Annotated in this window: 24 protein-coding genes; 15 read left to right on the top strand and 9 right to left on the bottom strand. The window is 68.3% G+C overall.

Going from position 1 to position 26,094, the window contains the following annotated elements:
* Window positions 1-209 precede the first annotated feature (209 nt).
* From nifA to EV657_RS01170, 11 genes are all read left to right on the top strand, one after another.
* Window positions 210-2,000, top strand: coding sequence for a nif-specific transcriptional activator NifA (gene nifA, locus EV657_RS01220; RefSeq protein ID WP_134076879.1), 1,791 nt, complete (start codon window positions 210-212; stop codon window positions 1,998-2,000).
* Window positions 2,001-2,249: 249 nt separating this feature from the next.
* On the top strand, window positions 2,250-3,728 hold the full coding sequence (gene nifB / locus EV657_RS01215) for a nitrogenase cofactor biosynthesis protein NifB (RefSeq protein ID WP_134076878.1): 1,479 nt from the start codon (window positions 2,250-2,252) through the stop codon (window positions 3,726-3,728).
* A gap of 31 nt (window positions 3,729-3,759) precedes the next feature.
* The gene (locus tag EV657_RS01210) at window positions 3,760-3,954 is read left to right on the top strand and encodes a 4Fe-4S dicluster domain-containing protein (protein WP_075786401.1); all 195 of its coding nucleotides are present in this window, start codon (window positions 3,760-3,762) and stop codon (window positions 3,952-3,954) included.
* An 8-nt stretch (window positions 3,955-3,962) separates the two neighbouring features.
* Window positions 3,963-4,751, top strand: a complete 789-nt coding sequence (locus EV657_RS01205; RefSeq protein ID WP_134076877.1) for a 4Fe4S-binding leucine-rich repeat protein — start codon at window positions 3,963-3,965, stop codon at window positions 4,749-4,751.
* Complete coding sequence (locus EV657_RS01200; RefSeq protein ID WP_075786403.1) at window positions 4,738-5,025, top strand: nitrogen fixation protein NifZ; 288 nt, start codon at window positions 4,738-4,740, stop codon at window positions 5,023-5,025. The genes EV657_RS01205 and EV657_RS01200 overlap by 14 nt, the downstream gene beginning before the upstream one ends.
* Window positions 5,022-5,231, top strand: a complete 210-nt coding sequence (gene nifT, locus EV657_RS01195; RefSeq protein WP_075786404.1) for a putative nitrogen fixation protein NifT — start codon at window positions 5,022-5,024, stop codon at window positions 5,229-5,231. The genes EV657_RS01200 and nifT overlap by 4 nt, the downstream gene beginning before the upstream one ends.
* 5 nt (window positions 5,232-5,236) lie before the next feature.
* Window positions 5,237-6,064: an SIR2 family NAD-dependent protein deacylase gene (locus EV657_RS01190; RefSeq protein WP_134076876.1), complete on the top strand. Its 828-nt coding sequence runs from the start codon at window positions 5,237-5,239 to the stop codon at window positions 6,062-6,064.
* A 369-nt stretch (window positions 6,065-6,433) separates the two neighbouring features.
* A complete protein-coding gene (gene nifH / locus EV657_RS01185) occupies window positions 6,434-7,309 on the top strand; it encodes a nitrogenase iron protein (RefSeq protein ID WP_134076875.1) in 876 nt (291 codons plus the stop codon).
* A 58-nt stretch (window positions 7,310-7,367) separates the two neighbouring features.
* The gene (nifD, locus tag EV657_RS01180; protein WP_075786407.1) at window positions 7,368-8,840 is read left to right on the top strand and encodes a nitrogenase molybdenum-iron protein alpha chain; all 1,473 of its coding nucleotides are present in this window, start codon (window positions 7,368-7,370) and stop codon (window positions 8,838-8,840) included.
* Between the two features lie 95 nt (window positions 8,841-8,935).
* The gene (gene nifK, locus EV657_RS01175; protein ID WP_134076874.1) at window positions 8,936-10,474 is read left to right on the top strand and encodes a nitrogenase molybdenum-iron protein subunit beta; all 1,539 of its coding nucleotides are present in this window, start codon (window positions 8,936-8,938) and stop codon (window positions 10,472-10,474) included.
* A 294-nt stretch (window positions 10,475-10,768) separates the two neighbouring features.
* Window positions 10,769-12,688, top strand: coding sequence for a heavy metal translocating P-type ATPase (locus tag EV657_RS01170; RefSeq protein WP_134076873.1), 1,920 nt, complete (start codon window positions 10,769-10,771; stop codon window positions 12,686-12,688).
* A gap of 168 nt (window positions 12,689-12,856) precedes the next feature.
* Here the strand turns inward: EV657_RS01170 and EV657_RS01165 are convergent, their stop codons facing one another.
* The 5 genes from EV657_RS01165 to EV657_RS01145 all read right to left on the bottom strand — a co-directional run bounded on the left by EV657_RS01165 (window position 12,857) and on the right by EV657_RS01145 (window position 17,980).
* Entirely contained in the window at window positions 12,857-13,144 is a 288-nt protein-coding gene (locus tag EV657_RS01165; RefSeq protein ID WP_134076872.1) for a hypothetical protein, read from the bottom strand.
* Window positions 13,145-13,239: 95 nt separating this feature from the next.
* Window positions 13,240-14,892: a glucose-6-phosphate isomerase gene (gene pgi / locus EV657_RS01160; RefSeq protein WP_134076871.1), complete on the bottom strand. Its 1,653-nt coding sequence runs from the start codon at window positions 14,890-14,892 to the stop codon at window positions 13,240-13,242.
* Window positions 14,893-14,896: 4 nt separating this feature from the next.
* Window positions 14,897-15,559: a 6-phosphogluconolactonase gene (gene pgl / locus EV657_RS01155; RefSeq protein WP_134076870.1), complete on the bottom strand. Its 663-nt coding sequence runs from the start codon at window positions 15,557-15,559 to the stop codon at window positions 14,897-14,899.
* Window positions 15,556-17,010 carry a glucose-6-phosphate dehydrogenase gene (zwf, locus tag EV657_RS01150; RefSeq protein ID WP_113669590.1) on the bottom strand — a complete coding sequence of 485 codons (1,455 nt, stop codon included), beginning with the start codon at window positions 17,008-17,010 and terminating at the stop codon, window positions 15,556-15,558. Before zwf ends, pgl begins: the two co-directional genes overlap by 4 nt.
* 244 nt (window positions 17,011-17,254) lie before the next feature.
* Entirely contained in the window at window positions 17,255-17,980 is a 726-nt protein-coding gene (locus EV657_RS01145) for an SDR family NAD(P)-dependent oxidoreductase (RefSeq protein WP_134076869.1), read from the bottom strand.
* A gap of 157 nt (window positions 17,981-18,137) precedes the next feature.
* Between EV657_RS01145 and soxR the strand changes: the two genes are divergently transcribed.
* A complete protein-coding gene (gene soxR, locus EV657_RS01140; RefSeq protein ID WP_134076868.1) occupies window positions 18,138-18,605 on the top strand; it encodes a redox-sensitive transcriptional activator SoxR in 468 nt (155 codons plus the stop codon).
* A 71-nt stretch (window positions 18,606-18,676) separates the two neighbouring features.
* Here the strand turns inward: soxR and EV657_RS01135 are convergent, their stop codons facing one another.
* On the bottom strand, window positions 18,677-19,153 hold the full coding sequence (locus EV657_RS01135; RefSeq protein ID WP_075786416.1) for an Lrp/AsnC family transcriptional regulator: 477 nt from the start codon (window positions 19,151-19,153) through the stop codon (window positions 18,677-18,679).
* Window positions 19,154-19,257: 104 nt separating this feature from the next.
* Here EV657_RS01135 and putA point away from each other — a divergent pair, with 104 nt between their 5' ends.
* The 3 genes from putA to EV657_RS01120 are packed head-to-tail and all read left to right on the top strand — an operon-like array spanning window position 19,258 to window position 23,858.
* Window positions 19,258-22,728: a bifunctional proline dehydrogenase/L-glutamate gamma-semialdehyde dehydrogenase PutA gene (gene putA, locus EV657_RS01130; RefSeq protein ID WP_134076867.1), complete on the top strand. Its 3,471-nt coding sequence runs from the start codon at window positions 19,258-19,260 to the stop codon at window positions 22,726-22,728.
* Between the two features lie 30 nt (window positions 22,729-22,758).
* Window positions 22,759-23,499, top strand: coding sequence for a rhomboid family intramembrane serine protease (locus tag EV657_RS01125; RefSeq protein WP_134076866.1), 741 nt, complete (start codon window positions 22,759-22,761; stop codon window positions 23,497-23,499).
* The gene (locus EV657_RS01120; protein ID WP_075786419.1) at window positions 23,496-23,858 is read left to right on the top strand and encodes a GFA family protein; all 363 of its coding nucleotides are present in this window, start codon (window positions 23,496-23,498) and stop codon (window positions 23,856-23,858) included. Before EV657_RS01125 ends, EV657_RS01120 begins: the two co-directional genes overlap by 4 nt.
* A gap of 42 nt (window positions 23,859-23,900) precedes the next feature.
* Here EV657_RS01120 and EV657_RS01115 read toward each other — a convergent pair whose 3' ends face one another.
* From EV657_RS01115 to EV657_RS01105, 3 genes are all read right to left on the bottom strand, one after another.
* Window positions 23,901-24,146, bottom strand: coding sequence for a hypothetical protein (locus tag EV657_RS01115; RefSeq protein ID WP_243627889.1), 246 nt, complete (start codon window positions 24,144-24,146; stop codon window positions 23,901-23,903).
* A gap of 79 nt (window positions 24,147-24,225) precedes the next feature.
* Complete coding sequence (locus EV657_RS01110) at window positions 24,226-25,014, bottom strand: inositol monophosphatase family protein (RefSeq protein ID WP_134076865.1); 789 nt, start codon at window positions 25,012-25,014, stop codon at window positions 24,226-24,228.
* Window positions 25,015-25,125: 111 nt separating this feature from the next.
* The gene (locus tag EV657_RS01105; RefSeq protein WP_134076864.1) at window positions 25,126-26,040 is read right to left on the bottom strand and encodes a LysR family transcriptional regulator; all 915 of its coding nucleotides are present in this window, start codon (window positions 26,038-26,040) and stop codon (window positions 25,126-25,128) included.
* Window positions 26,041-26,094 lie beyond the last annotated feature (54 nt).

Genomic DNA, 26,094 nt, shown 5'->3' with positions numbered 1-26,094 from the left:
AAAAGATTGCGCCGCCAATGACAAATCATGTCCGATTCATTTCAAACGACCGCCGAAATATGCGGCAGCGCGACATCAACTGTCTTTCATTCAGGCAGGGCGATTAAAGAAAACGGAAAGTAACCTGTCATTTTGTCCCGTTTCCGACAATCCATTGGACAAGCGCGCAAAGCGTTGGAATTATTCAATCAGAAGCATAGAGATGCGCGATGTCCTCCACCAGTATCACTCTGAGCGGCAGCCCCGCGCTGCCCAAGTTTGACGTCCGCGAGCGGTTTCCGCTCGATACCGTCTGCGAGGCCGCCAAGATCCTGACCGGCGCAAGCGACCCGGTCGCGGCCATGCCGTCCGTCCTGAACGTCCTGTCCTCGTTCATGGGCCTTCAAATGGGTGCTCTGGCGCTGCTCGACGACAGCGGCGCCGGCCAGACCGCATCCGGCAAGGTCAACCCCTTCGTGATCGCGGCCACCTCGCGCGGGGCGGCCAGCGCGCCCGCGGCCAGCCGCGCGATGCCGGTCGCCGCCACAAGGGCGGTGTTCCGGACCGGGGTGGCGCTTGTCTCCTGCGACGTGGCGGGCGAGCTTGGCCCCGAGGCGCTGCCGCCGCAGGCGCCGCATGACCGCTTTGCCTTCATCGCCGTGCCGATCCGCGAACAGGTGCATTCGCCCTATGTGATCGGCGTGCTCGGCGCCTGGCGCGACCTGACCGAAGAGCTTTACCCCAATATCGACGAGGACCAGCGGGTGATGACCATGGTCGCCGCGATCCTCGAACAGTCGGTCAAGTTCCGCCGTCTGGTCGCGCGCGACCGCGAACGGCTGATGGAAGAGGCGCGGCTGGCGCTGCGCCATGCCAACGAGAAATCCGTGGCCGAGGCGCGGGTTCCGGCCGAACCGATCCGGGGCATCATCGGCGACAGCCCGGCGATCAAGTCGGTGATCGCGCAGATCCGCAAGGTGGCGACGACCCGGACGCCGGTGCTTCTGCGCGGCGAAAGCGGCACCGGCAAGGAGCTTTTCGCCCGCGCGGTGCATGCGCTGTCGGACCGCAAGGACAAGCCCTTCGTCAAGGTCAACTGCGCCGCGCTGAGCCAGTCGCTGCTGGAATCCGAGCTGTTCGGCCATGAGAAAGGGTCCTTCACCGGCGCCGTGGCGCAGAAGAAGGGGCGGTTCGAACTGGCCGACAAGGGGACGCTGTTCCTTGACGAGATCGGCGAGATCGGCCCCGAATTCCAGGCCAAGCTGCTGCGCATCCTGCAGGAGGGCGAATTCGAACGCGTGGGCGGCGCCAAGACGCTGCGCGTCGACGTGCGGCTGGTGACGGCCACCAACCGCGATCTCGAGGCGGCGGTGGCGCGCGGTGCGTTCCGGGCCGATCTGTACTTCCGGATCTGCGTGGTGCCGATCCTGCTGCCGCCGCTGCGCGACCGGCTGGAGGACGTTCCGAAACTGGCGCAGGCCTTCCTCGACCGGTTCAACGAACAGAACGGCATGAACAAGCGGATGACGCCGCAGGCCGTCTCGGCGCTGGCGCGCTGTCAGTTCCCGGGCAATGTGCGCGAGCTGGAAAACTGCATCAGCCGGGTGGCGGCGCTGTCCTCGGGCAGCGAGATCGGCGCGCAGGAACTGGCCTGCCATCAGGGTACCTGCCTCTCGGCCGAGCTGTGGCGGATGCAGACGGGCGAGCAGTCTCCGATCGGCGGGCTGGCTGCCGTGCGCACGCCCCTGCCGGTGATCGACAGCGGGTCGGGCCAGCGCCCGCCGGCGACCGCCTGTCCGATCGGCTTTGGCGAGGGACCGGCGGCGGCCCCCGCCTGCCAGGCGCCTGCCGCCGCGGCGCGTCCGCCCGAGCCCGAGCCCCAGGACGAGCGTGCCCGGCTGGTCGACGCGATGGAACGCGCGGGCTGGGTGCAGGCCAAGGCCGCGCGGCTTCTGGGCCTGACCCCGCGCCAGATCGGCTATGCGCTGAAAAAGCACAACATTCCGCTGCGCCGGTTCTAGGCGGGCCTCGACACCGACGCAGACGAAACGAGGGGCGGTCCCGGACGGGGCCGCCCCTTTCGTGTGCGCCCCAGCACCGCCCACACCTCTTTGTCGGGTTTCGGACGTTCTGTCGGATCGTTGTTCCGTCGCCGCCCGCGCCGCAGCGCCCGAACGCACTGCAAACAAGGGGTCCGGTCTGCCCACAAGACTTGGCACGCTGAATGCTTCTACCTACCCGGAACCCGATTTCTGCGAGGAGACGTGCCGATGTCCGCCACTCTGATCCCGATTTCCGGCCTTCAGGTCGCGTCCCGCAAGGACATGGGCGAGGCGATGGCCAAGGGCGGCGGCTGTTCCTCGGGCTCTTGCGGATCGTCGCAGGGCCCGGCCGACATGGACCCCGAGACCTGGGCCAAGGTCAAGGATCACCCCTGTTATTCGGAAGAGGCGCATCACTACTTCGCCAGGATGCATGTGGCGGTCGCGCCCGCCTGCAACATCCAGTGCAACTACTGCAACCGCAAGTACGACTGCGCCAATGAAAGCCGCCCCGGCGTGGTGTCGGAACGACTGACGCCCGAACAGGCAGCCCGCAAGGTGCTGGCGGTCGCGGCCTCGGTGCCGCAGCTGTCGGTGCTGGGGATCGCAGGCCCGGGCGATGCGGCCTATGACTGGCGCCGCACCAAGGCCACCTTCGATCTGGTCTCGAAGGACCTGCCCGACATCAAGCTGTGCCTCAGCTCGAACGGGCTCGCCCTGCCCGATCATATCGACGAGATCGTGGCGATGAACATCGACCACGTCACCATCACCATCAACGCCATCGACCCCGAAATCGGGCAGCACATCTATCCCTGGATCTTCTACGACGGCAAGCGCCGCACCGGGATCGAGGCCGCCACCATCCTGCGCGACCGCCAGTTGCTGAGCCTCGAGATGCTGAAGGCGCGCGGCGTCCTGGTGAAGGTCAACTCGGTCCTGATCCCCGGCATCAACGACGACCACCTGATCGAGGTGAACAAGGCCGTGAAGGCGCGCGGCGCCTTCCTGCACAACATCATGCCGCTGATCTCGGACCCGGCCCATGGCACCCATTTCGGCCTGACCGGGCAGCGCGGGCCGACCGGCGCCGAGCTGAAGAAGGTGCAGGACGCCTGCGCGGGCGGCGCCAACCTGATGCGCCATTGCCGCCAGTGCCGCGCCGATGCGGTCGGTCTTCTGGGCGAGGACCGGGGCCAGGACTTCACGCTGGACAAGCTGCCCGAGGTGATCGCGGACGCGACCGAAGCCCGCACCGCCTATCGCGACTGGGTGGCCGATGAACGCCGCGACCGCGCCGCCGCCGCGGCGCAGGCCGAGGCGACCGTGGCCGAGACCGGGAAATCGACGCTTTTTGCGGTCTGCACCCGCGGCTCGGGCCGCATCAACATGCATTTCGGCAAGGTGACCGAATTCCAGATCTACGAAGCCGATGCCGAGGGCATCCGCTTTGTCGGCCACCGCCGCGCCGACAATTACTGCCTGGGCGGGCATGGCGACAAAGCGCGCATGGACGAGATCCTGAGGGTGCTTGAGGATGTGCCCTACGTGCTCTGTTCCAAGATCGGAGCCGGTCCGAAGAAACGCCTGGCCGAGGCAGGTATCGAGGCGATCGACGGCCTCGCCCAGGATTACATCGAGACGGCCATCGCCGCCGTCCTGCACTCGAAAACCGCGCACCCCGGACGGACTGCCGAGAGCGCGTGACCCGACCAAGACCAAACCCAAGGAGACTCCCATGGCCCTGAAAATCGTCAAATCGCAATGCACCGTCTGCGGCGCCTGCGAATTCGAATGCCCGAACGCCGCTATCAAGTTCAAGGGCGACGCCTATATCATCGATGCCGAGAAATGCACCGAATGCGAAGGCCAGTTCGACGCCCCGCAATGCGCGGCCGTCTGCCCGGTGCCGAACACCTGCGTTCCGGCCTGAGCCCGCCCATGACCGGCGGTCCAGACCCGGTCGACTGGCAGGGAACGGCGCTTGACTGCGCCGCCTGCCGGTTTTCCGGGCTTCTGGCCCGTCGGCAATGCGGCCCGGGCTGGTCCTGCGCCTTCGACCGCTATGCGGCAAGGATCGCGCGGTTCTTCATGATGAACCCCGACACGGCCGACAGCTGTCTCGACGATCCCTATTCGGAGACCCGCGCCCATGCCGCGCGGATCGCCAACATCTTCCGCCTGCGCCCGCTGCTGAACGACCCCGATCCGGGGGTGCGCGCGGTCGCGGCGGTCCGCCTGCCCGCCGCGCAGTCGAAGGCCGCGCTCGACGATCCCGACCGCGAGGTGCGGATCGCGCTGGCCTGGCGGATGCCCTTTGCCGATCTGGTGCCGCTTCTGCGCGACCCCGATCCGTTCGTGCGGCAGGTCGCGGCCCGGCGCGCCGATCCCGGTGTGCTGCCGATCCTGACCCGTGACCCCGCCCCCGAGATCCGCAAGCTGGTCGCCGAGCGGGTGGCGCCGCGCTGGCTGGGTCCGCTGATCGTCGACCCCGACCCTGCGGTGCGCCGCGCCGTGGCCCATCGGATCGACCCCGCCCGGCTCGGGCCGCTCGCCGAGGACAGCGACCTCAGGGTCCGTCACGCGGTGGCCGAACGCGCCGGGGCCGCGCTTGCCCGCAGGCTTCTGGACGACCCCGAAGCGCCGGTCCGTCAGGCCGCCGCCGACCGGCTGGCCGAAATCGGTGCCGCCGCCCCTCCCGCCGAAAGGAACAGCGATGTCGACGGATGACAAGGAAATCGAGATTTACGGCCCGCCCGCCTTCCAGCCCGGCGAGAAGGTTCGCGCGCGCAAGCATATCCGCAACGACGGCACCGTGCCCGGCCGCGAGATCGGCGAATTCGTGGTCAGGAAGGGCGAGGTCGGCTATGTGCGCGACATCGGCACCTTCCTGCAGCAGTTCTACGTCTACGCGGTCGAATTCATCGACAGCCGCTCGATCGTCGGCATGCGCCGCGACGAACTCGACAGCCTCGACACCCCCGCCAAGGAGAAGACCGCATGAAGATCACCGTTCGCGACACGCCCAAGGGCATGGAAGTCTACGTGGCCAAGAAGGACCTCGAAGAGCTGATCGTCGATTCCGAGCATCCCGGGATCTGGGGCGGCTGGGCGAAGCTGACCAATGGCTGGGTGTTCGACATGCCCGCCTATGACACGCCGCCTTCGCTGCCGATCACGATCGAGGCGCGCCGCCTCTCGACGGAGTGAGCGGGATGGCGGCCGCGGACCGGCTGTCCGCCCTGCTCGACGAGGTCGCGGCCGGGCGCCGCGTGCCCTATCTGGGCGCGGGCGTCGCCGCCACCGCCGCCGGCGGCCAGCCCGCCTCGCCCGGGGCGCTCTGTGCCGCGATCGAGGCCAGGGTGCGCGCGCCGAAACGCGCCTCGGGCAATCTGTGGTCGGTGGCGCAATATGTCGAGGGACGGCGGTTCCGCCGCACCCTCGATGCCATCGTGCAGGAAGCCTTCGCGGGACGGCCCGACCCCGGGCCGGTGCATCGCTGGATCGCGCAGGTCCGTCCGCCGCTGGTGGTCGATGCCTGGTATGACGGCGCGCTGATCGCGGCCGCAGAGGGCTCCGGCGGGTGGGGCTTCGTTCAGGGCGTCAGCCGCCACGGCGAATGGAGCGAGATCTGGACCCGCGCCTATGATGCGGCGGGCAGCCTTGTGGGCGAAGAGCCCGATCCCGCCTGGGACATGCTGATCTACAAGCCCCACGGGCTGATCCGCGAAGGCCATGCCTTCCTGATGTCCGACAACGACTATGTCGAGGTTCTGACAGAGATCGACATCCAGTCGCCGATCCCCGAAGAGGTGCAGAACCGCCGTACCGGCCGCCCCTTCCTGTTCCTGGGCTGCCGGTTCGACGACCAGATGCTGAGAACCTTCGCCCGCCAGATCGCCAAACGCTCGGCCAAAGGCCATGCCGCGGTCATCGAGGGCGATCTGACCCGGATGGAGGCGCGCTTTCTCGAGGAACTCGGGATCGAACGGCTCGACCTGCCGCTCGATGCGGTGACCGAGGCGCTGGCCGCCCCCGCCTGACGACAGATCCGGCGGCGCACGCATCCCGCGCGCATGGTTTCACCTGGCGGCCCCTTCGGGGGCCGTCTGCATTTGGGTATTTCGGCCAAGAAGAAATATGCCCCCCTTTGCCGCTTCTTCTTGGTCCAAATACCCATGACCGGACACCCGCCGCAGGCGAGACGCCGGAAGCAGGGCGGAATTGTCGGGTCTTTGTCGCGTTCGACACATCGGGGCACCGCCAACGAAATCCCCAAAGACCTTTGTATTCATGTGATTTTAAACCCCGAAGCAGCTTGGCACGCTTCCTGCTTATTTCCATTCGAGAGCGGCCGCGATGCCTTCTCGCGACACGACACGGAAACGAACCTAGCTGCAAAGGATATCCCCATGGGCTCTCTGAGACAGATCGCCTTCTACGGTAAAGGTGGGATCGGCAAGTCGACCACCTCGCAAAACACGCTGGCCGCCCTGGTCGAGATGGGTCAGAAGATCCTGATCGTCGGCTGCGACCCCAAGGCGGACTCGACCCGTCTGATCCTCAACACCAAGCTGCAGGACACCGTGCTGCACCTCGCCGCCGAAGCGGGCTCGGTCGAGGATCTCGAACTCGAAGACGTGATGAAAATCGGCTACAAGGGCATCAAATGCACCGAAGCCGGCGGCCCCGAGCCGGGCGTCGGCTGTGCCGGCCGCGGCGTGATCACCGCCATCAACTTCCTGGAAGAAAACGGCGCCTACGATGACGTGGACTACGTGTCCTACGACGTGCTCGGCGACGTGGTCTGCGGCGGCTTCGCCATGCCGATCCGCGAGAACAAGGCCCAGGAAATCTACATCGTCATGTCGGGCGAGATGATGGCGCTTTACGCCGCCAACAACATCTCGAAAGGCATCCTGAAATACGCCAACTCCGGCGGCGTGCGTCTGGGCGGCCTGATCTGCAACGAACGTCAGACCGACCGCGAGCTGGAACTGGCCGAGGCGCTGGCCTCGAAGCTCGGCTGCAAGATGATCCACTTCGTGCCGCGCAACAACATCGTGCAGCACGCCGAGCTGCGCCGCGAGACCGTGATCCAGTACGCCCCCGACAGCAGCCAGGCGGACGAGTACCGCCAGCTGGCCCAGAAGATCCATAACAACTCGGGCCAGGGCGTCGTCCCCACCCCGATCACCATGGAAGAGCTGGAAGAGATGCTGATGGATTTCGGCATCATGCAGTCCGAGGAAGACCGGCTCGCCGCGATCTCCGCGTCCGAGGCCTGAGTATCGCGGGGCCGGCGCGCCAGCCGGCCCCCCCACCCCGCCCCAAGGAGCCTGCCAGATGGCTAAAGACATTCCCGATCCGATCGCGCCCGAAAAGCTGATCGAAGAGGTCCTCTCCGCCTATCCCGCCAAGTCGGCCAAGAAACGCGCCAAGCACCTGGGCGTGGCGGCCCCCGTGGCCGAAGGAGAAACCGAGATCGTGTCGAAATGCGACACGGTCAAATCGAACATCAAGTCGGTCCCCGGCGTGATGACCATCCGCGGCTGTGCCTATGCCGGCTCGAAGGGTGTGGTCTGGGGTCCGGTCAAGGACATGGTCCATATCAGCCACGGCCCGGTGGGCTGCGGTCACTATTCCTGGTCCCAGCGCCGCAACTACTATACCGGCACCACGGGCGTCGACAGCTTCGTGACCTTCCAGTTCACGACCGACTTCCAGGAAAAGGACATCGTCTTCGGCGGCGACAAGAAGCTTGAAAAGACGATCGACGAGATCAACGAGCTGTTCCCGCTGGCCAAGGGCATCTCGGTCCAGTCGGAATGCCCGATCGGCCTGATCGGCGACGATATCGAGGCCGTCTCGAAGAAGAAGAAGAAGGACATCGGCAAGACCATCGTGCCGGTCCGCTGCGAAGGCTTCCGCGGCGTGTCGCAGTCGCTGGGCCACCACATCGCCAACGACGCGATCCGCGACTGGGTGTTCAACGGCGGCGAAGAGTCGAGCTACCAGCCCGGCCCCTATGACGTCAACATCATCGGCGACTACAATATCGGCGGCGACGCCTGGGCCTCGCGGATGCTGCTGGAGGAAATCGGCCTGAACGTGGTCGGGTCCTGGTCCGGCGACGCGACGCTTGCCGAGATCGAGAACGCGCCGAAGGCCAAGCTGAACCTCATCCACTGCTACCGGTCGATGAACTACATCTGCCGCTACATGGAAGAGAATTACGGCGTCGGCTGGATGGAATACAACTTCTTCGGTCCCTCCCAGATCGCCGCAAGCCTGCGCGCCATCGCCGCCAAGTTCGACAAGACCATCCAGGACAAGGCCGAAGAGGTCATCGCCAAGTACCAGCCGCTGGTCGACGCGGTGCTGGCGAAGTACAAGCCCCGCCTCGAAGGCAAGAAGGTCATGCTGTACGTCGGCGGGCTGCGGCCGCGCCACGTGGTCGACGCCTATCACGACCTCGGCATGGAGATCGTCGGCACCGGCTACGAATTCGCCCATGGCGACGACTACAAGCGGACCGGCGAGTACATCAAGGAAGGCACGCTGATCTACGATGACGTGACCGGCTACGAGCTCGAGAAATTCATCGAAGGCATGCGCCCCGACCTCGTGGGCTCGGGCATCAAGGAAAAGTACCCGGTCCAGAAGATGGGTATCCCGTTCCGCCAGATGCACAGCTGGGACTATTCCGGCCCCTATCACGGCTATGACGGCTTCGCGATCTTCGCCCGCGACATGGATCTGGCGATCAACAACCCGGTCTGGGGCCTGTTCGACGCGCCCTGGAAGAAATCGGCCTGACGCCCTTCGGCGGGGGGCCGAGACCTCCCGCCAGCTCCCTCAACCCTTTCGGCCGCGTCTCGGAATGCGGACGGCCCGAAGAAGGATCCCAAGCCATGCCCCAATCGGCAGACAAGGTGCTCGACCACAACAAGCTGTTCCACGAGCCCGAATACAAGGAAATGTTCAAGAACAAGCGGGCGACGTTCGAGAATGCGCCGACCGCGCCCCAGGTGACCGAGATCCTCGACTGGACCAAGTCCTGGGACTACCGCGAGAAGAACCTCGCCCGCGAGGCGCTGGTCATCAACCCGGCCAAGGCCTGCCAGCCGCTGGGCGCCGTCTTCGCCGCCGCGGGCTATGAAGGCACCATGAGCTTCGTGCACGGCTCGCAGGGCTGCGTCGCCTATTACCGCTCGCACCTCAGCCGTCACTTCAAGGAACCGGCCTCGGCGGTGTCGTCGTCGATGACCGAAGACGCGGCCGTGTTCGGCGGGCTGACGAACATGGTCGACGGGCTGGCCAACACCTATGCGCTTTACCAGCCGAAGATGATCGCCGTCTCGACCACCTGCATGGCCGAGGTGATCGGGGACGACCTCAACTCGTTCATCATCCAGTCGAAGGAAAAGGGCTCGGTGCCCGAGGACTTCGACGTGCCCTTCGCCCACACCCCCGCCTTCGTCGGCAGCCATGTGGACGGCTACGACAACATGCAGAAAGGCATCCTGACCCACTTCTGGAAGGATGCCGAGCGGGCCGAGACCGACAGCATCAACATCATCCCCGGCTTCGACGGCTTCGCGGTCGCCAACATCCGAGAGATGAACCGCATGCTGGCCGCCATGGGCGTCGAATACACCATCCTGTCGGACGTGTCGGATGTCTACGACACCCCCTCGGACGGCGACTACCAGATGTATGCCGGCGGCACCAAGCTGGATGACGTCAAGGCCGCGATCAACGCCAAGGCGACCCTGTCGCTGCAGGAATACTGCACCCGCCGGACGCTGGAATTCTGCGAAGAGAAGGGCCAGAAAACCGCCGCCCTGCACTATCCGATGGGCGTCGCCGGCACCGACGAGTTCCTGATGACGGTCTCGGAGCTGACCGGCAAGGCGGTTCCCGATTGCCTGACGCTGGAGCGCGGCCGCCTCGTCGATGCGATGGCCGACAGCCAGGCCTATCTGCACGGCAAGACCTACGCGATCTACGGCGATCCGGACTTCGTTTACGCGATGGCCAAGTTCGTCATGGAAACCGGCGGCGAGCCGACCCATTGCCTGGCGACCAACGGCTCGAAGGACTGGGCCAAGAAGATGGAAGAGCTGCTGGCCTCCTCGCCCTACGGGCAGGGCTGCCAGGTCTGGGCCGGGAAGGACCTGTGGCACCTGCGCTCGATCCTCGCGACCGAGCCGACCGACCTGCTGATCGGCAACAGCTACGGCAAGTATCTGGAACGTGACCTGAACATCCCGCTGATCCGGCTGACCTTCCCGATCTTCGACCGTCACCACCATCACCGCTTCCCGACCTTCGGCTATCAGGGCGGCATGACCGTTCTGGTCAAGATCCTCGACACGATTTTCGACAAGCTCGACACCGAGACGGGGACCCTGGGCGAGACCGACATTTCCTTCGATCTCACCCGCTGACGCCCCTCGACGGTTCCGGCGATCCTGTCCCAATCCCAAGTCCCTCGCCGGGACCGCAGCTTCCCAAGGGCGTCTCCCCCGGCATGCGGTCGGTCCGAAAGGACCGGCCGCATGTCTTTTTCGCCCCGCCTCCGACGCCCGCGGCCCCGAAGAGGCGCATGGTCGCGTCGCGTTCAAGGCCGCTGACGCAGGCCGCACGACAGGATATATCCCGGGCGCGGACCAGCCATGGGCCGCCCGGGCCGCAGGGACACGACCTGCGGCCGGGCGCCTGCCAGACCGGAAGACCCGATCATGACGTTGCCGACCGAAGACCTTCGTCGCCTGGCCCTGACCGGGCTGACCCTGGCCGGGATGCTGACGGCCGCCGCACTCAGATGGGGTCCCTTTCCCGACACCGGCTGGCCTGCGGTCGCGGGCACCGCGGCGCTGGCGCTGGTCTATGCCGCGGGCGGCATTCCGGCGGCCATGCGGGCGCTGCGGGCGTTCTGGACCGAGCGCGAACTCGATATCGACCTCCTGATGGTGACCGCGGCGCTGGCGGCTGCGGCGGTCGGCGCGACCGCCGAGGGCGCGGTGCTGCTGACGCTTTTCAGCCTGTCGACCACGCTGGAACACCGCGCCATGGGCCGCGCCCGCCGCGCCATCGAGGCGTTGATGGAACTGCGCCCCGACCGCACCTTGCGGCGCAGGGCCTCGGGCGAGACCGAAGAGGTCGCGGTGGCCGATCTGATGCCGGGCGACATCGTGATCCTGCGCCCCGGCGCCCGTGTGCCGGTCGATGGCACGATCCGCGAGGGCGAGGGGGCGATCGACGAATCCACCATCACCGGCGAATCCGTCCCCGTGCACAAGCAGCCCGGCGCGCAGGTCTTCGAGGCGACGGTGAACCTGCATGGCGTGCTGGCCATCGAGGTCGCCCGGCCGCTGACCGAAAGCACCGTCGCGCGGATGATCGCGCTGGTCACCGAGGCCCAGGCCGCCCGCGCGCCGTCCGAACGCTTCTCGGACTGGTTCGGCCAGCGCTATACGGTGGCCGTGCTCGCGGGCGCGGTGCTGGCCTTCGCGATTTTCGTCTGGCTGGGCCTTGGCTGGCACGCGGCGCTTTACAAGGCGGCGACGCTGCTGGTCGCGGCCAGCCCCTGCGCCATCGTGATCTCGGTTCCGGCCGCGATCCTGTCGGCGCTGTCGGCCTCGGCGCGGGGCGGCGTCCTGTTCAAGGGCGGCGCCGCGCTCGAGACGCTGGCCCGGGTCGACAGTTTCGCCTTCGACAAGACCGGCACCCTGACCACCGGGCGGCAGGAGGTGGTCGACCTGGCCTGCGAGGGCGATCCCGATATCTTCCTCGCGCGGCTGGCCGGGCTCGAGGCCCATTCCGAACACCCGATCGCCGATGCGATCCGCCGCGCCGCCGCCGCTCGGGGGCTCAAGCCGGTCCCCGTGCGCGAGGCCCGTGCGGTGCCCGGCGAGGGCATGGTGGGGGTCGACGACGAGGGCGTGCTTTGGGCCGGGAACGCCCGGCTCGCGGCGCGGATGGGGGCCAGGGACACGCCGGACGACCGGCCCGCCCCGGTCGGCGGTCTCGACCGCGGGACCCAGACGCTGGTTCTGCTGGGACGGGGCGCGCGGCTTCTGGGGGCTGTCACGGTCGAGGATCAGCCGCGCCCGACCGCCCGGCCCGGGCTTGCGGCGCTGCGCGCGCGGGGCGTCGCGCGTGTCGCGATGCTGACCGGCGACCGGCGCGCGGTGGCCGAACGGATCGGCGGCGATCTGGGCATCGCGCCCTCCGAGATCCATGCCGATCTGCGCCCCGAGGACAAGGTGCGGATCGTGGCCGGGCTGACCGAGGCGGGCCGGGTCGCCTTCGTCGGCGACGGGGTCAACGACGCGGCGGCGCTCGCGCGGGCCGATGTCGGGATCGCGATGGGGGCGGCCGGGTCCGAGGTGGCCCTGCAGGCCGCCGATGTCGCGCTGCTGTCCGAGGATCTGGGCCAGCTTGCCGCCGCCCATGCGCTGGCGCGGCGCACGGCGCGGATCATTCGCCAGAACCTGATCTTCGCCATGGGGGCGATGGCGGTGCTGGTCGCCTCGGGGCTGTTCTTCGATCTGCCGCTGCCGGTGGCGGTGGTCGGCCATGAGGGCGGCACCGTGCTGGTGGTGCTGAACGGGCTGCGGCTGCTGGCCGACCCGATCCGCCGCCGCAGCCCGGGCTGAAGCCGGGCCGGACCTCGGCAGAAGCCTGCCCGAGCCGCGGGGGCCGAAGCCCTCGGACCGGGCGCGACGGCGGGACCCGACCGCGGGCTTGCGCCGCGCGACTGGATCTGACCGGCGCCACGGGCGGCACAGCCCGCCGGAAATCTGAGGGATAACGGGCAGACCGTCCTAGCGCAGCGACAGGCGCGGCCAGCGGCGCCGGCGGGGATCCGCCGGTTCGGCCTCGGTCAGCGCCTTCCTGGCGCGGTCCTCGGACCCGGCGGCGCGCTCTTCGGCGGTCCAGCGGTCCCAGACGGCCTCGGTGATCTCGGCGCGGGTCTTGCCGTCATCCTCCAGCGACCGGATCTGGCGGAACAGAACCTCGGCATCCTGGACCATGGCACAAAGCTCGCAAAGCGTGTCGCCATCCGAACCGAACACGCTCAGAACTTTCCCGCATTCCCGACAGGTGGACATCTTCGCTCCGCTCACAACCCGGGCCGAGCTTAGGTCGAAAACGTAAACGAATCCTTTCCCCATCCCGGGCCGCCCGCCGGACGGCCCCCGCCGCGTCAGACGCTCAGCCTGACTGCCGCGACGAAATCGAGAAGCTGCGCGGTCGAGCCGTCCAGCGCCTCGGGACGCGCGCCCCCCGCCAGCAGAGGCTCCAGCGACTTGGCCAGTTCCTTGCCAAGCTCGACCCCCCATTGGTCGAAGGAGTTGATGCCGAGGATCACCCCTTCGGTGAAGACACGGTGTTCGTAAAGCGCCACGATCTGGCCCAGCATCCGCGGCGTGAGCCGCGGATAGATCAGCGTGGTCGAAGGCCGGTTGCCGGGAAACACCCGGTGGCGCGCCTGCCGGTCCAGCTCGTCGCCCACGAAGCCTGCCTTCTCGGCGATGGCGCGCGCGGCCTCGATCCCGCGCCCCTCCATCAATGCCTTCGACTGGGCCAGCACATTGGCCAGCAGCAGCCGGTGGTGGTGGGCCAGCTCGGGTTCATGGCCCTTCGCCGCGACCAGAAATTCGCACGGCACGACCTGGGTGCCCTGATGGATCAGCTGATAGAAAGCATGCTGGCCGTTGGTGCCGGGCTCGCCCCAGACCACCGGGCCGGTCGGCCGGGCGACGTCCTGGCCGCTCATGGTCACGCTCTTGCCGTTGCTTTCCATCTCGAGCTGCTGGAGATAGGCCGGAAGCCGGGCCAGCCGCTGGTCATAGGGCAGCACCGCGCGCGTCGCATGGCCCAGCACCTGCGCATGCCAGATCCCCACCAGCGCCAGCAGGACCGGCAGGTTCGCCCGCAGCGGCGCGCTGCGGAAATGCGCATCCATCGCCGCGCCGCCCGCGAGAAAGTCGTCGAAGCGCTCGGGCCCGATGGCGATCATCAGCGACAGCCCGATCGGCCCCCACATCGAATAGCGCCCGCCGACCCAGTCCTCGAAGCCGAAGACCCGTTCCGGCGCGATGCCGAAATCGGCCGTCCGGTCCAGCGCCGAGGACAGCGCCGCGAATTGCGCGCCCGGGTCCGAGACCCGCGCCGCCATCCAGCCGCGCACCGTCTCGGCATTGGTCATGGTCTCGATGGTGGTGAAGGTCTTCGAGGCGACGATGACCAGCGTCGTTTCGGGGTCGAGGTCCTTCAGCGTGTCGGCAGCATGGGCCCCGTCGACATTCGAGATGAAATGGCAGCGCGGACCGTCGTGATAGGGCGCGAGCGCCAGGCAGGCCATGGCCGGACCCAGATCCGACCCGCCGATGCCGATATTGACGACATCGGTGATCGCGCCGCCCTGCCCCACGAACCCGCCGCCCCGGACCTCGCGCGCGAAGCCGCGCATCCTCAGAAGCGTCTCGCGCAGGCCGGGCATCACGTCCTGGCCATCCAGCGCGACCTTGCCCTCGGGGTTCCGGAGCGCAGTATGCAGCACCGCCCGGCCCTCGGTCTCGTTGATCCGGCGGCCTGCGAACATCGCGTCGCGCCGGGCCTGCACACCGGCGGCGATGGCCAGTTCGATCAGCAGTTCCAGCGTATCCTCGTCGATATTGGTCTTCGAGAAATCGAACAGCATCTCTTCGCCATGGACGGCGGCGGCAGACGGACCCGGGAAGCGGACCGAGAAGGCCGCGGCACGGTTCCTGTCGTGAAAGAGCGTCGCGATGGCGCGTGCCGATACCCGGCCCGCCTGGGCGTCGAGCCGGTCCCAGATCGTCGAAAGGGTCACGTCGTTACTCCGTCCAATGGACCGTTGCGTCCTTCAGCACCGTGCAGACCGGCGCCAGATGCGGATCGGCCAGCTCGGCCGCCTGTTCGAGCGCGGCGCGCTTGGCGGCCCCGGTGATCAGGATATGGGTGCTGAGCGCGCCCTGCAGAACCGGCGCGGTCAGGGTGATGCGCGGCTCGGGCTGGCCCGGCGGGGTGATCTGCATCACCGGCGGCGCCTCGGGCGAGAGGGCCGCGTCCAGTTCGGGCGCGCCGGGGAAAAGCGAGGCGGTATGCATGTCGTCCCCCATGCCCAGCACCAGCACGTTCAGCGGCAGCGCGCGGCGCACCCGTTCGGTCAGCCCGTCCATGCCGTCGGCGCCGGGCCTCAGCCCGATGAACCGCGCCTCGGCCGCCTTGCCGGTCAACAGCCGCGCCCGGATCATGCCCTCGTTCGAGCGGGGATGATCGGGCGCCACCAGCCGTTCGTCGGTTGGCAGCACCCGGACCCGGGACCAATCAAGGCTGCTGGCGCACAGATCGTCGTAAAGCGGCCCCGGCGTCGTGCCGCCGGGCAGCGCGATGCTGACCCGGTCCTCGTGGAACAGCGCGTTGTTCAATTCGCCCGCCAGCACATTGGCCAGCGCGATCATCATCATCTCGAGATCGGGATAGGTCAGCAGCTTCACGGCCGGATCTCCCGCCAGCGCCGACCGTCGCGATGCAGCAGCATCAGCGCGTCCTCGGGCCCCGACGAGCCCGGATCGTAGGGCTGGGGCCGGTCGCCGCGCGCCTCCCAGGCGGCGATGATCGGATCGGTCCAGGCCCAGGCGGCCTCGACCTCGTCGCCGCGCATGAACAGCGTCTGGTTGCCGCGGATCACATCCATGATGAGCCGTTCATAGGCATCCGGGATCTCTTGCGCACTGGGACCGAGTGCCTCGGCGAAGGACATGTCCAGAGGCACCTCGATCAGACGCATGCCGCCCGGTCCCGGTTCCTTGATGGTGACCTTCAGCTTGATGCCCTCATTGGGTTGCAGCCGGATGACCAGCACATTGGCGCGGTGGCCTTCCTGTTCGCCGAAGATCGAATGCGGCGGATCCTTGAAGGTGATCGCGATTTCCGAGGTGCGGGTCCTGAGCCGCTTGCCGGTGCGCAGGTAGAAGGCCGTGCCCTTCCAGCGCCAGGACGAGACATGGGCCTTGAGCGCGATAAAGCTCTCGGTGCGGCTTGACGGGTCCTCGACATCCTCGTGATAGCCGGTCTTGCCGTTCGCGCCCCGATACTGGCCGCGCACGATATCGGCCGGACGCACCGGGTCGAGCGCGCGGATCACCTTCAGCTTTTCGTCGCGCACGGCATCGGGTTCGAAGGCATAGGGCGGCTCCATCGCCATCAGGCACAGAAGCTGCATCATGTGGTTCTGCACCATGTCGCGCATCGCGCCCGACTTGTCGTAATAACCGCCCCGGCCCGCGACGCCCACGGTCTCGGCCACGGTGATCTGGATGTGATCGACGTATTGCGCGTTCCAGAGCGGTTCGAACAGCATGTTGGCGAAGCGGACCGCCATCAGGTTCTGCACCGTCTCCTTGCCCAGATAATGGTCGATCCGGTAGATCTGGTGTTCGTCGAAATGCGCGGCCAGCGTGGCGTTCAGCGCCCGGGCCGAGGCCAGGTCATGGCCGAAGGGTTTCTCGATCACGATCCGGCAGCCTTCGGTATTCATGCCATGGGCATGCAACCGCTCGGCCAGCGCCCCGAAAAGCCCCGGCCCGACCGAGAAGTAATAGGCCTGCACCACCTCGGGGCGCATCTTGGCAGCGAGCTCGGGCCAGCCGCCCTCGCCCGTGGCATCGACCGCCACATAGGACAGCCGCGTCAGAAAGCGGTCGACGGCCTCGGCGTCGCGCCGCCCCTCGGGGATCGCGGCATGGATCGCGGCGCGCACCAGGGTGCGGAACCCCTCGTCGTCCATCGGACTGCGGGCCGCGCCAACGATCCGGGCGGTCTCCGGCAATTGCCCGTCGGCATCGCGGCGGAAAAGCCCGGGCAGGATCTTCCCGGTAGAGAGATCTCCGGTCGCGCCGAAGATGACGAGATCGAACGGATCGACCGGTATGACGCGTGAGACCATGACGCTTCCCTGGCGTTGGCTGGCGGTTGCAGGGACAGGGCGGCACCCGCATCTCCCGGTGGCGGCCTCCCTCGGTCCCTTCGACCTGTCTACCATTCCCCGGCCAGCACGCAACTGCCGAGGGCGCGAAGCGTTCCGCGAAATTGCCGCCCGGCGGGTGCAGGGACCGTGCGAGTTTCCCGCGCCGGGGGGCGACCGGGTTCGCCCGCCCCGCAACCGGGGCGGGCCTTGTCGGGGCCGTCGCCTACCAGGGCAGAGCACCGGCCTCGTTGAGGAAGCCGCCGGTCGGGCCGTCCGCGTCCGCCAGCGCCAGCGCAGCGATCGCGGACGCGGCCTCGCCGGGCGTCCGGTCGGGGCCGAAATTGGTCGCGGCCGTCGCGGTATAGCCCGGGCAGATCGCATTGACCTTGATCCCCTGCCCCGCGAGGCTTTGCGCATAGCCCACCGTCAGCGCATTCACCGCGGCCTTCGAGGTGGCATAGGTCGGCATGATCTTGTCGGCATGCTCCCAGTCGGGGTCCTGCCGCAGCGCGAACGAGCCGAGTTCCGATGAAATGTTGACGATCCTGGGAGACACGCCCCTGGCCAGCAGCGGCACCATGGCCTCGGTCAGCCGCAGCGTGCCGGTCACGTTCACCTCCAGCGTGCGCGCGATCCGCGCGACCGGGGTCAGGCGCGTGTCGTGGTCGAGCCCGATCCCGGCATTGTTCACAAGGATGTCGAGCCGCCCCCAGGTCTCGGCGATCCGCCCGGCCAGCGCGGCGACGCTGGCATCGTCGGTCACGTCAAGCTGAACCGCCACCGCCTCGCCCCCCTCGGCAACCAGGGGCGCCGCGACGGCCTGCCCCGCCGCCAGATCCCGGCTGCCGATCAGGACCAGCACGCCGCTTTCGGCGAGCCGCGCCGCGACCGCCGCCCCTATGCCGCGATTTGCGCCGCTGACGAGCGCGATTCTCTTTTTTGGTTCCATTTGTTTGTCTGCTCCTTCCGACCGAAGCGGCAGCGGCCGGAAAAGGGCGGCGTCGGCTCCGGAAACACCCCGCACCGACCCGGCCGGGGGGCTTGCATGGGCAAGCCGACAGCCGGTATAAAACCTCAACTTAAATTGAGGTCAAGGCCGGATCGACATGGCAAAAGCGACAGATGCGCCCAGCTTCCTCAGCGTCGGAGAGGTGGCCGAACGCAGCGGCGTTCCGGTCTCGGCGCTGCATTTCTACGAGGCGAAGGGGCTGATCGGCGCGCATCGCAGCAGCGGCAACCAGCGCCGCTATTCGCGCGACGTGCTGCGCCGGATCGCGATCCTGCGCACCGCCCAGTCGCTGGGGTTTTCGCTTTCCGAAATCGCCGGATTGCTGAAACCGATCCCGCCGGGGCGCCAGCCGACCGCGGCCGATGTCCGCGCCATGGTCGCCGGATGGCGCGCGGCGCTGCAGGCGCGGATCGACGGGCTGACCGAGCTGCGCGACAAGCTCGACGGCTGCATCGGCTGCGGCTGTCTTTCCCATGACGACTGCCCGCTGCGCAATCCGGCGGACCGGCTGGCGGCGTCCGGCCGGGGCGCGGTTCTGCTGGGCCAACAGCCGCCAGGCCCCTGAGACGGGTCGCGCGGGATCGAAGCCACCGGGCGCCTTGCTGCGAGACGCCTGCGTTTCTCCGGCCGTCCCGGTCAGGGCAGCGTGGAGAAGGCCGCGTCCTTGACCGCCTCCATCGCCACGAAGGTCGAGCTGTTGGCGACATGGGGCAGCGCCGAAATCCGTTCGGCCATGACCTCGCGATAGGAGGCCATGTCGGCGGTGCGCACCTTCAGCAGATAGTCGAACCCGCCCGCGATCATGTGGCATTCCTCGACCTCTGGGATGGCGCGGACGGCCGCGTTGAAGTCGCGCAGCGCCGCCTCGCGTGTATCGGACAGCCGCAGCTCGACAAAGGCCACATGGGCCAGCCCCAGCCGGTTGGGGTTCAGCATCGCGCGGTAGCCGGTGACGATGCCCTCGGTCTCGAGCCGACGCAGCCGGGCCTGGGTCGGGGTCTTGGACAGACCGATGCGGCGGGCCAGTTCAGCCACCGGGATCCGCCCCTCGGCAGAGAGAATCCGCAGAATCGCGCGGTCGTAGCGGTCGAGGGACAGCGGGCCATCCGGCATGAACGAAACCCCATCTTTGGGCGAAACGCCCAAGAACGCAGATAAATGCAGGCGAACGGCCTGCTGTTTTCCCGCTATCATGGCCGGAAAACGGAGAGACTTCCATGCTGGACGACACCCTGCCGCTGCGCGACCGGATCGAGGCGGCCACCTATGCGCCCGAGGGTCCGACGCTTGACGCGCTGCTGACCGCGGCCGGGCTGAATGACGAGGACCGGTCGCGGATCGAGGCGGCGGCGGCCGAGCTGGTGCACCAGATCCGCGCCGGGGACCGGCCCGGGCTGATGGAGGTGTTTCTGGCCGAATACGGGTTGTCGACCGACGAGGGCATCGCGCTGATGTGCCTGGCCGAGGCCCTGCTGCGGGTGCCCGACGAGGCCACCATGGACGCGCTGATCGAGGACAAGATCGCGCCCTCGGACTGGGGCCGCCATCTGGGCCGGTCGGCCTCGCCGATGGTCAATGCCTCGACCTGGGCGCTGCTGTTGACCGGGCGGGTGCTGGAACGCCACGAGCGCGGGCTTGTGAAGACGCTGAAAGGCGCGGTCAAGCGGCTGGGCGAGCCGGTGATCCGCGCGGCGGCCGCCCGCGCCATGCGCGAGATGGGCCGCCAGTTCGTGCTGGGCGAAACCATCGACGCGGCGCTTGCCCGCGCCGCCGAGATGGAGGCGAAGGGATATACCCATTCCTACGACATGCTGGGCGAGGCCGCCCGCACCGAGGCCGACGCCCGGCGCTACATGACCGCCTATTCCGGCGCCATCGCGCGCATCGGCCTGGCGGCGACCCGGGGCGACGTGCGCGCCGATCCGGGCATCTCGATCAAGCTTTCGGCGCTGCATCCGCGCTATGAGGTCGCCCAGCGCGACCGGGTGATGGCGGAGCTTGCGCCGCGCCTGCTGGAGCTTGCGCTGAAGGCACGGACGATGGGCATGGGGCTCAATATCGACGCCGAGGAGGCCGACCGGCTGGTGCTGTCGCTCGACGTGATCGCGGCGGTGCTGGCCGACGAGCGGCTGGCGGGATGGGACGGGTTCGGCGTGGTGGTGCAGGCCTATGGCCCGCGCGCGGGCCTGGTGATCGACGCGCTTTACGCGCTGGCGCAGAAGCACGACCGGCGGCTGATGGTGCGGCTGGTCAAGGGCGCCTACTGGGACAGCGAGATCAAGCGCGCCCAGGTCGCGGGCGTCGAGGGCTTTCCGGTCTTCACCCGCAAGGCCGCGACCGATGTCAGCTATATCGCCAATGCCCGCAAGCTGTTGCGGATGACCGACCGGATCTATCCGCAATTCGCGACCCATAACGCCCATACGGTCACGGCGATCCTCGACATGGATCCCGACCCCGAGAGCTTCGAGTTCCAGCGCCTGCACGGCATGGGCGAGGCGCTGCATCAGATCGTCATGGACAAGGGGCTGGGCACGCGCTGCCGGATCTATGCCCCGGTCGGCGCGCATCGCGACCTGCTGGCCTATCTGGTGCGGCGGCTGCTGGAAAACGGTGCCAATTCGTCTTTCGTCAACCGCATCGTCGATGCCAGCGTCCCGCCAGAGGTGGTGGTGGCCGACCCGCTGTCCGAGCTCGAGGCGCGGCTCGACGAGCCCGCCAACCCCGAGATCCTGCCGGGGCCTGCGCTGTTCGCGCCCGAGCGGCGCAATTCGCGCGGCTGGGATCTGGCGCACGGGCCGCATCTGGCCCGGATCGAGGAGGCGCGCGCGGCCCATCGCACCACCCATGTCAATGCCGCCCCTCTGATTGCCGGACCGGTCCGCGCCGAGCCCGGCCGGCCGCGCCACAGCCCCTCGGACCCGAAGGATCTGGTCGGCTGGGTGCAGGACGCCTCGCTGCGCGATGTCGGCACGGCGCTGGCCCATGCCCGGCCCTGGAACATCCCCGAAACCCGCTGCGCCGAGATCCTGCGCCAGGCGGCCGATCTTTACGAGGTGCATTTCGGCGAGATCTTCGCGCTTCTGGCGCGCGAGGCCGGCAAGACCCTGCCCGACGCGGTGGGCGAGCTGCGCGAGGCGGTCGATTTCCTGCGCTACTACGCCTCGCGGATCGAGACGCTCGATGCCCCGGCGCGCGGGATTTTCGTCTGCATCTCGCCCTGGAACTTTCCGCTGGCGATCTTCACCGGCCAGGTCGCCGCGGCGCTGGCCGCGGGCAATGCGGTAATCGCGAAGCCCGCCGAACAGACCCCGCTGATCGCGCATCTGGCGGTCAGGCTGCTGCACGAGGCAGGCGTTCCGCCCGAATGCCTGCAGCTTCTGCCCGGCGACGGGCAGATCGGCGCGCGGCTGACCTCGGACCCGCGCGTCACCGGCGTGGCGTTCACCGGCTCGACCGAGACCGCCCGGCTGATCCAGCGCGCGATGGCAGAGCACATGGCGCCCGGCACGCCCCTGATCGCCGAGACCGGCGGGCTGAACGCCATGATCGTCGACAGCACCGCCCTGCCCGAACAGGCGGTCCGCGACGTCCTCGCCTCGGCCTTCCAGTCGGCCGGGCAACGCTGTTCGGCGCTGCGCTGTCTTTACGTGCAGGAAGACATCGCGCCCGGCTTTCTCGAGATGCTGAAGGGCGCGATGGCCGAATTGCGGGTCGGCGATCCCTGGGCGCTCTCGACCGATCTGGGCCCGCTGATCGACGACGAGGCCCATGCCGCGATCGCGGCCTATGTGGCGGCCGCCCGGGGCCAGGGCCGGGTGATCTGGGAGGGTGCCGCCCCGCGCGAGGGACATTTCCAGGCGCCGGTCGCGATCCGGGTCGCGGGCATCGAGGCGATCGAGCGCGAGGTGTTCGGCCCGGTGCTGCATGTGGCGACCTTCGCGGGCGCCGATCTCGACCGGGTGATCGCGGCCATCAACGCCACCGGCTATGGCCTGACCTTCGGGCTGCACAGCCGGATCGACGACCGGGTGCAGCATCTGTCCGACCGGCTCTGCGTCGGCAATCTTTACGTCAACCGCAACCAGATCGGCGCGGTGGTCGGCAGCCAGCCCTTCGGCGGCGAGGGGCTGTCGGGCACCGGGCCCAAGGCGGGCGGGCCGCATTATCTGCCCCGCTTCACCGAACGCCCCGGCCCCGAGGCACTGCGCGCGTCCGCCCCCGCGGGCGGCGCGCCGGCCGCGCCCGAGGCGGTCGCCAGGGCAGTGCAGCAGGCCAGCCCGGCGCGCGGGCCCGAAACGCTCGATCTGCCCGGACCCACCGGCGAGTCGAACCGGCTGACGACCCTGTCGCGGCCGCCGCTTCTGTGCCTCGGGCCGGGGCCGAACGCGGCGGCGGCGCAGGCCGAGGCGGTGCGCGCGCTCGGCGGGGCCGCGGTCGCGGTCGAGGGGGCGCTCGACCCCGCCGCGCTGACGGCAACCGAGGGCATCTCGGGCGCGCTCTGGTGGGGCGATGCCGAGACCGGGCACGCCTATGCGCGCGCGCTGGCCGAGCGCGACGGGCCGATCCTGCCGCTGATCGCCGGGATGCCCGATCCGGCCCATGTTCGGCAGGAACGGCATCTTTGCGTCGACACGACGGCGGCGGGCGGCAATGCCGCCCTGCTGGCGCGCGCCGGTTCCGCTTGACGGCCCCGGCGCACCCGCTAGCCTTCTGCCATGTTCCCGTTGCGTGACCACAACCCGTCGAGCCGCTTTCCCTTCGTCACCCTGGCGCTGATCGGCGCGAATGTGGCGGTGTTTCTGTCCTATCTGTCGCTCTTTTCCGACCAGCGGGCGCTGAACGCCTTCTTCCAGACCTGGGGAATGGTGCCCGCGCTGATGTCGCAATCGGGGGACTGGACCGGGCTCGTGACCTCGATGTTCCTGCATGGCGGGGTGCTGCATCTGGCGGGCAACATGCTGTTTCTGTGGATCTTCGGCGACAACATGGAAGACCGGTTCGGGCATCTGGGCTTCTTGCTGTTCTATCTCGCGGGCGGGGTCGCGGCGGCGCTGTTTCAATATGTCATCGACCCGGGCTCGCCCGTGCCGGTGGTGGGCGCCTCGGGGGCCATCGCGGCGGTGATGGGCGGCTATCTCTTGCTGTTCCCGAAGGCCCGCGTCGATATCCTGATCATCCTCGTCGTGATCTTCCGGGTGATCCCCGTGCCCGCCTGGCTGATGCTGGGGCTCTGGTTCGGGCTTCAGCTCTATTCGGGGGTCTCGGCCCCGACAGGTGAAGGCGGGGTCGCCTACTGGGCGCATTCGGGCGGGTTTCTCGCCGGGCTCGCCTTGACGCTGCCGCTGTGGCTGAGGCTGGGCGGCCCGGAGTTCTGGGGCCGTACGTCCGGGTCACCGCCCCACCCGGTCGCGGTCTACAGCCCGACCAGCATCCCCCGTGTCCGGAGACGCCGATGACCCGCCTGACCTGCCATTGCGGCGCCATCGAGCTTGAGGTCGAGCTGTCCGAGGGGCTGGCCACGGCGCGACGCTGCGACTGTTCCTATTGCCGACGGCGCGGCGCGATCATGGCCACGGTGCCGCTTGACAAGCTGCGGGTGGTGCGCGGCGCCGACCGGCTGAGCCTGTATCAATGGGGCAGCTGCACCGCCAAACATTACTTCTGCCCGACCTGCGGCATCTACACCCATCACCGCAGGCGGTCCGATCCCAACGAATATGGCGTCAATGTCGGCGCTCTCGCGGGCGTCAATCCGCGCGATCTGGGCGAGGTGCCCTGGAGCGACGGCGTGAACCATCCGAGCGACCGCACCTAGGCCGGCTGCCGTCGCACCGGGTTTGGGCGCGGCCCCGGTTCGTCACTCGGTCCCGCCAAGCGTGTCGAGGGTCTGCACATTGGCGCTGGTCAGCGCGCCGCCGACATCCCCGCCCAGCGACACGAGGCCCGACTGGATCGACGAGACCATCGCGATGCAGGCTCCGACGAGGGCGGCGGTCAGCACCACCCAATCGACGGTCACGGCCCCCGACCGGTCGGACGCGAACGCCGCGAAACGGCGCATCGCACGCTTGCGGCTTTGCCGACGCGCTTTGTCCTGGGTCATGGCCTGCCTCCTCTGCCCCCGGTTCAGGGGGTCAGGGATGGCCTTGAAACCTGACCGGAAAATGACGCTGCCGGGTCTTTCAGGTGGCCCGGATGACCTTGGCGAACTGATCGTAGATCGCCTCGTTGGCGACCAGAAGCTCGCCGTGATCCAGCGGATTGCGCCCTTCATGGATCGGCCCGACAAAGCCGCCCGCCTCGCGCACCAGCAAAAGCCCCGCGGCAATGTCCCAGGCGTGCAGTTCGCGTTCCCAGTAGCCGTCGTAGCGGCCGGCCGCCACATAGGCCAGATCGAGCGATGCCGCCCCCCAGCGCCGGACGCCCGCGCAATTGGGCATCAGCCGCGCCAGATCCTGCAGCGTCGCGGGCAACGTGCGCTTGGCGGCGAAGGGGACGCCGGTGGCAAAGATCGCCTCGATCATCCGCGCGCGCGACGAGACCCGCAGGCGGCGGTCGTTCATCCAGGCGCCCGCGCCCTTCTCGGCGAAGAAAAGCTCGTCCTTGGCGGCATCGAAGACCACGCCCGAGACGATCTCGCCCTTGTGTTCCAGCGCGATCGACACCGCCCAGTGCGGCAGCCCGTGCAGGAAGTTGGTCGTGCCGTCCAGCGGATCGACGATCCAGCGGCGCGTCGGGTCGTCGCCATCCTCGCCGCCGGTCTCTTCGCCGAGCCAGCCATAGGTCGGGCGCGCGCCGCGCAGCTCCTGACGCAGGATTTCCTCGGCGGCGGTATCGGCCCGGCTGACGAAATCGCCCGCCCCCTTCATCGAGACCTGCAGGTTCTCGACCTCGCGGAAGTCCTTGACCAGGGCGCGCCCCGCCTTGCGGGCGGCCTTGATCATGATGTTGAGGTTTGCACTGCCTTGCATGGGGGTCTCCTTCGGTCTTGCCGCGGGCCATACACGCGGGCGCGCCCGGTGCCAAGGAAAATGGCAAGCGCCTGCCTCCCGTCCGGCCCCGTCCGGCCCTGTCAGGCGGCGCTAGCCGGCCGTGCCGCGTTGCAGCTTGACCGGCTCGCTGCGCGCCAGCCGCACGAAATGCGCCATGAAGGGCCGCGCCGCATCCTCGGCCCGGGTCGCGGCATACATCCGCTTGGTCAGCCCGGTCCCGGTCAGCGGCCGCACCGCGAAATCGGCGCTGGCGCGGGCCTCGCGCACCACCCAGTCGGGCAGAACGGTGACGCCCCGGCCCGAGGCGACCAGCATCAGGATCACGGCGGTCAGCTCGACCTGGCGCTGGGCCAGCGGCTCGACCCGGGCGGGCGTCAGGAGCCCGGTGAAGATGTCAAGCCGCGCGCGTTCGACCGGATAGGTGATCAGCGTCTCGCCGCGGAAATCCTCGGCCTCGATGAAGGCCTTCTCGGCCAGCGGATGGCCGGCGGCGCAGAGGAAGACCGGTTCATAGTCGAAAAGCGGCACGAAACCGATGCCGTCGATGTCCTCGGGATCAGAGGACAGCACCAGATCGACCTCCTCGCGCGCGAGGGCGGGCATCGCGTCGAAGGACAGGCCGGGGCGGATGTCGACATCGATCTCGGGCCAGGCCTTGCGGAAGCTATCGAGCACCGGCAGCAGCCAGTCATAGCAGGCATGGCATTCAAGCGCGATATGCAGCCGCCCGGACCGGCCCGAGGTCATGCCCGCGAAATCGGCCTGCAGGGCGGCGATCTCGGGCAGCACGCGCTCGGCGGTGCGCAGGAGTTTCAGCCCCGCCGCGGACAGCCGCAAGGGTTTGGTGCGGCGCACGAAAAGCTCCATGCCCACCTGCTCTTCAAGGCCCTTCACCTGGTGGCTGAGGGCCGATTGGGTGATGTTCAGGCGGTCGGCCGCACGCGCCAGCCCGCCCGCGTCATGGATGGCCTTGATGGTCCTGAGATGGCGCAGTTCCAGATACATCCTGTTGCCCGGCTCATATTGATCTTGAGAACTATGAGTTTGTTTCACAGTCCC

Origin of the sequence: Rhodovulum visakhapatnamense, from assembly GCF_004365965.1 — a bacterium.
In the GTDB taxonomy this organism is placed as follows: domain Bacteria; phylum Pseudomonadota; class Alphaproteobacteria; order Rhodobacterales; family Rhodobacteraceae; genus Rhodovulum; species Rhodovulum visakhapatnamense.
The sequence above is the reverse complement of the archived record's forward strand: the minus strand, read 5'-3'. Positions and strand labels throughout refer to the sequence as shown.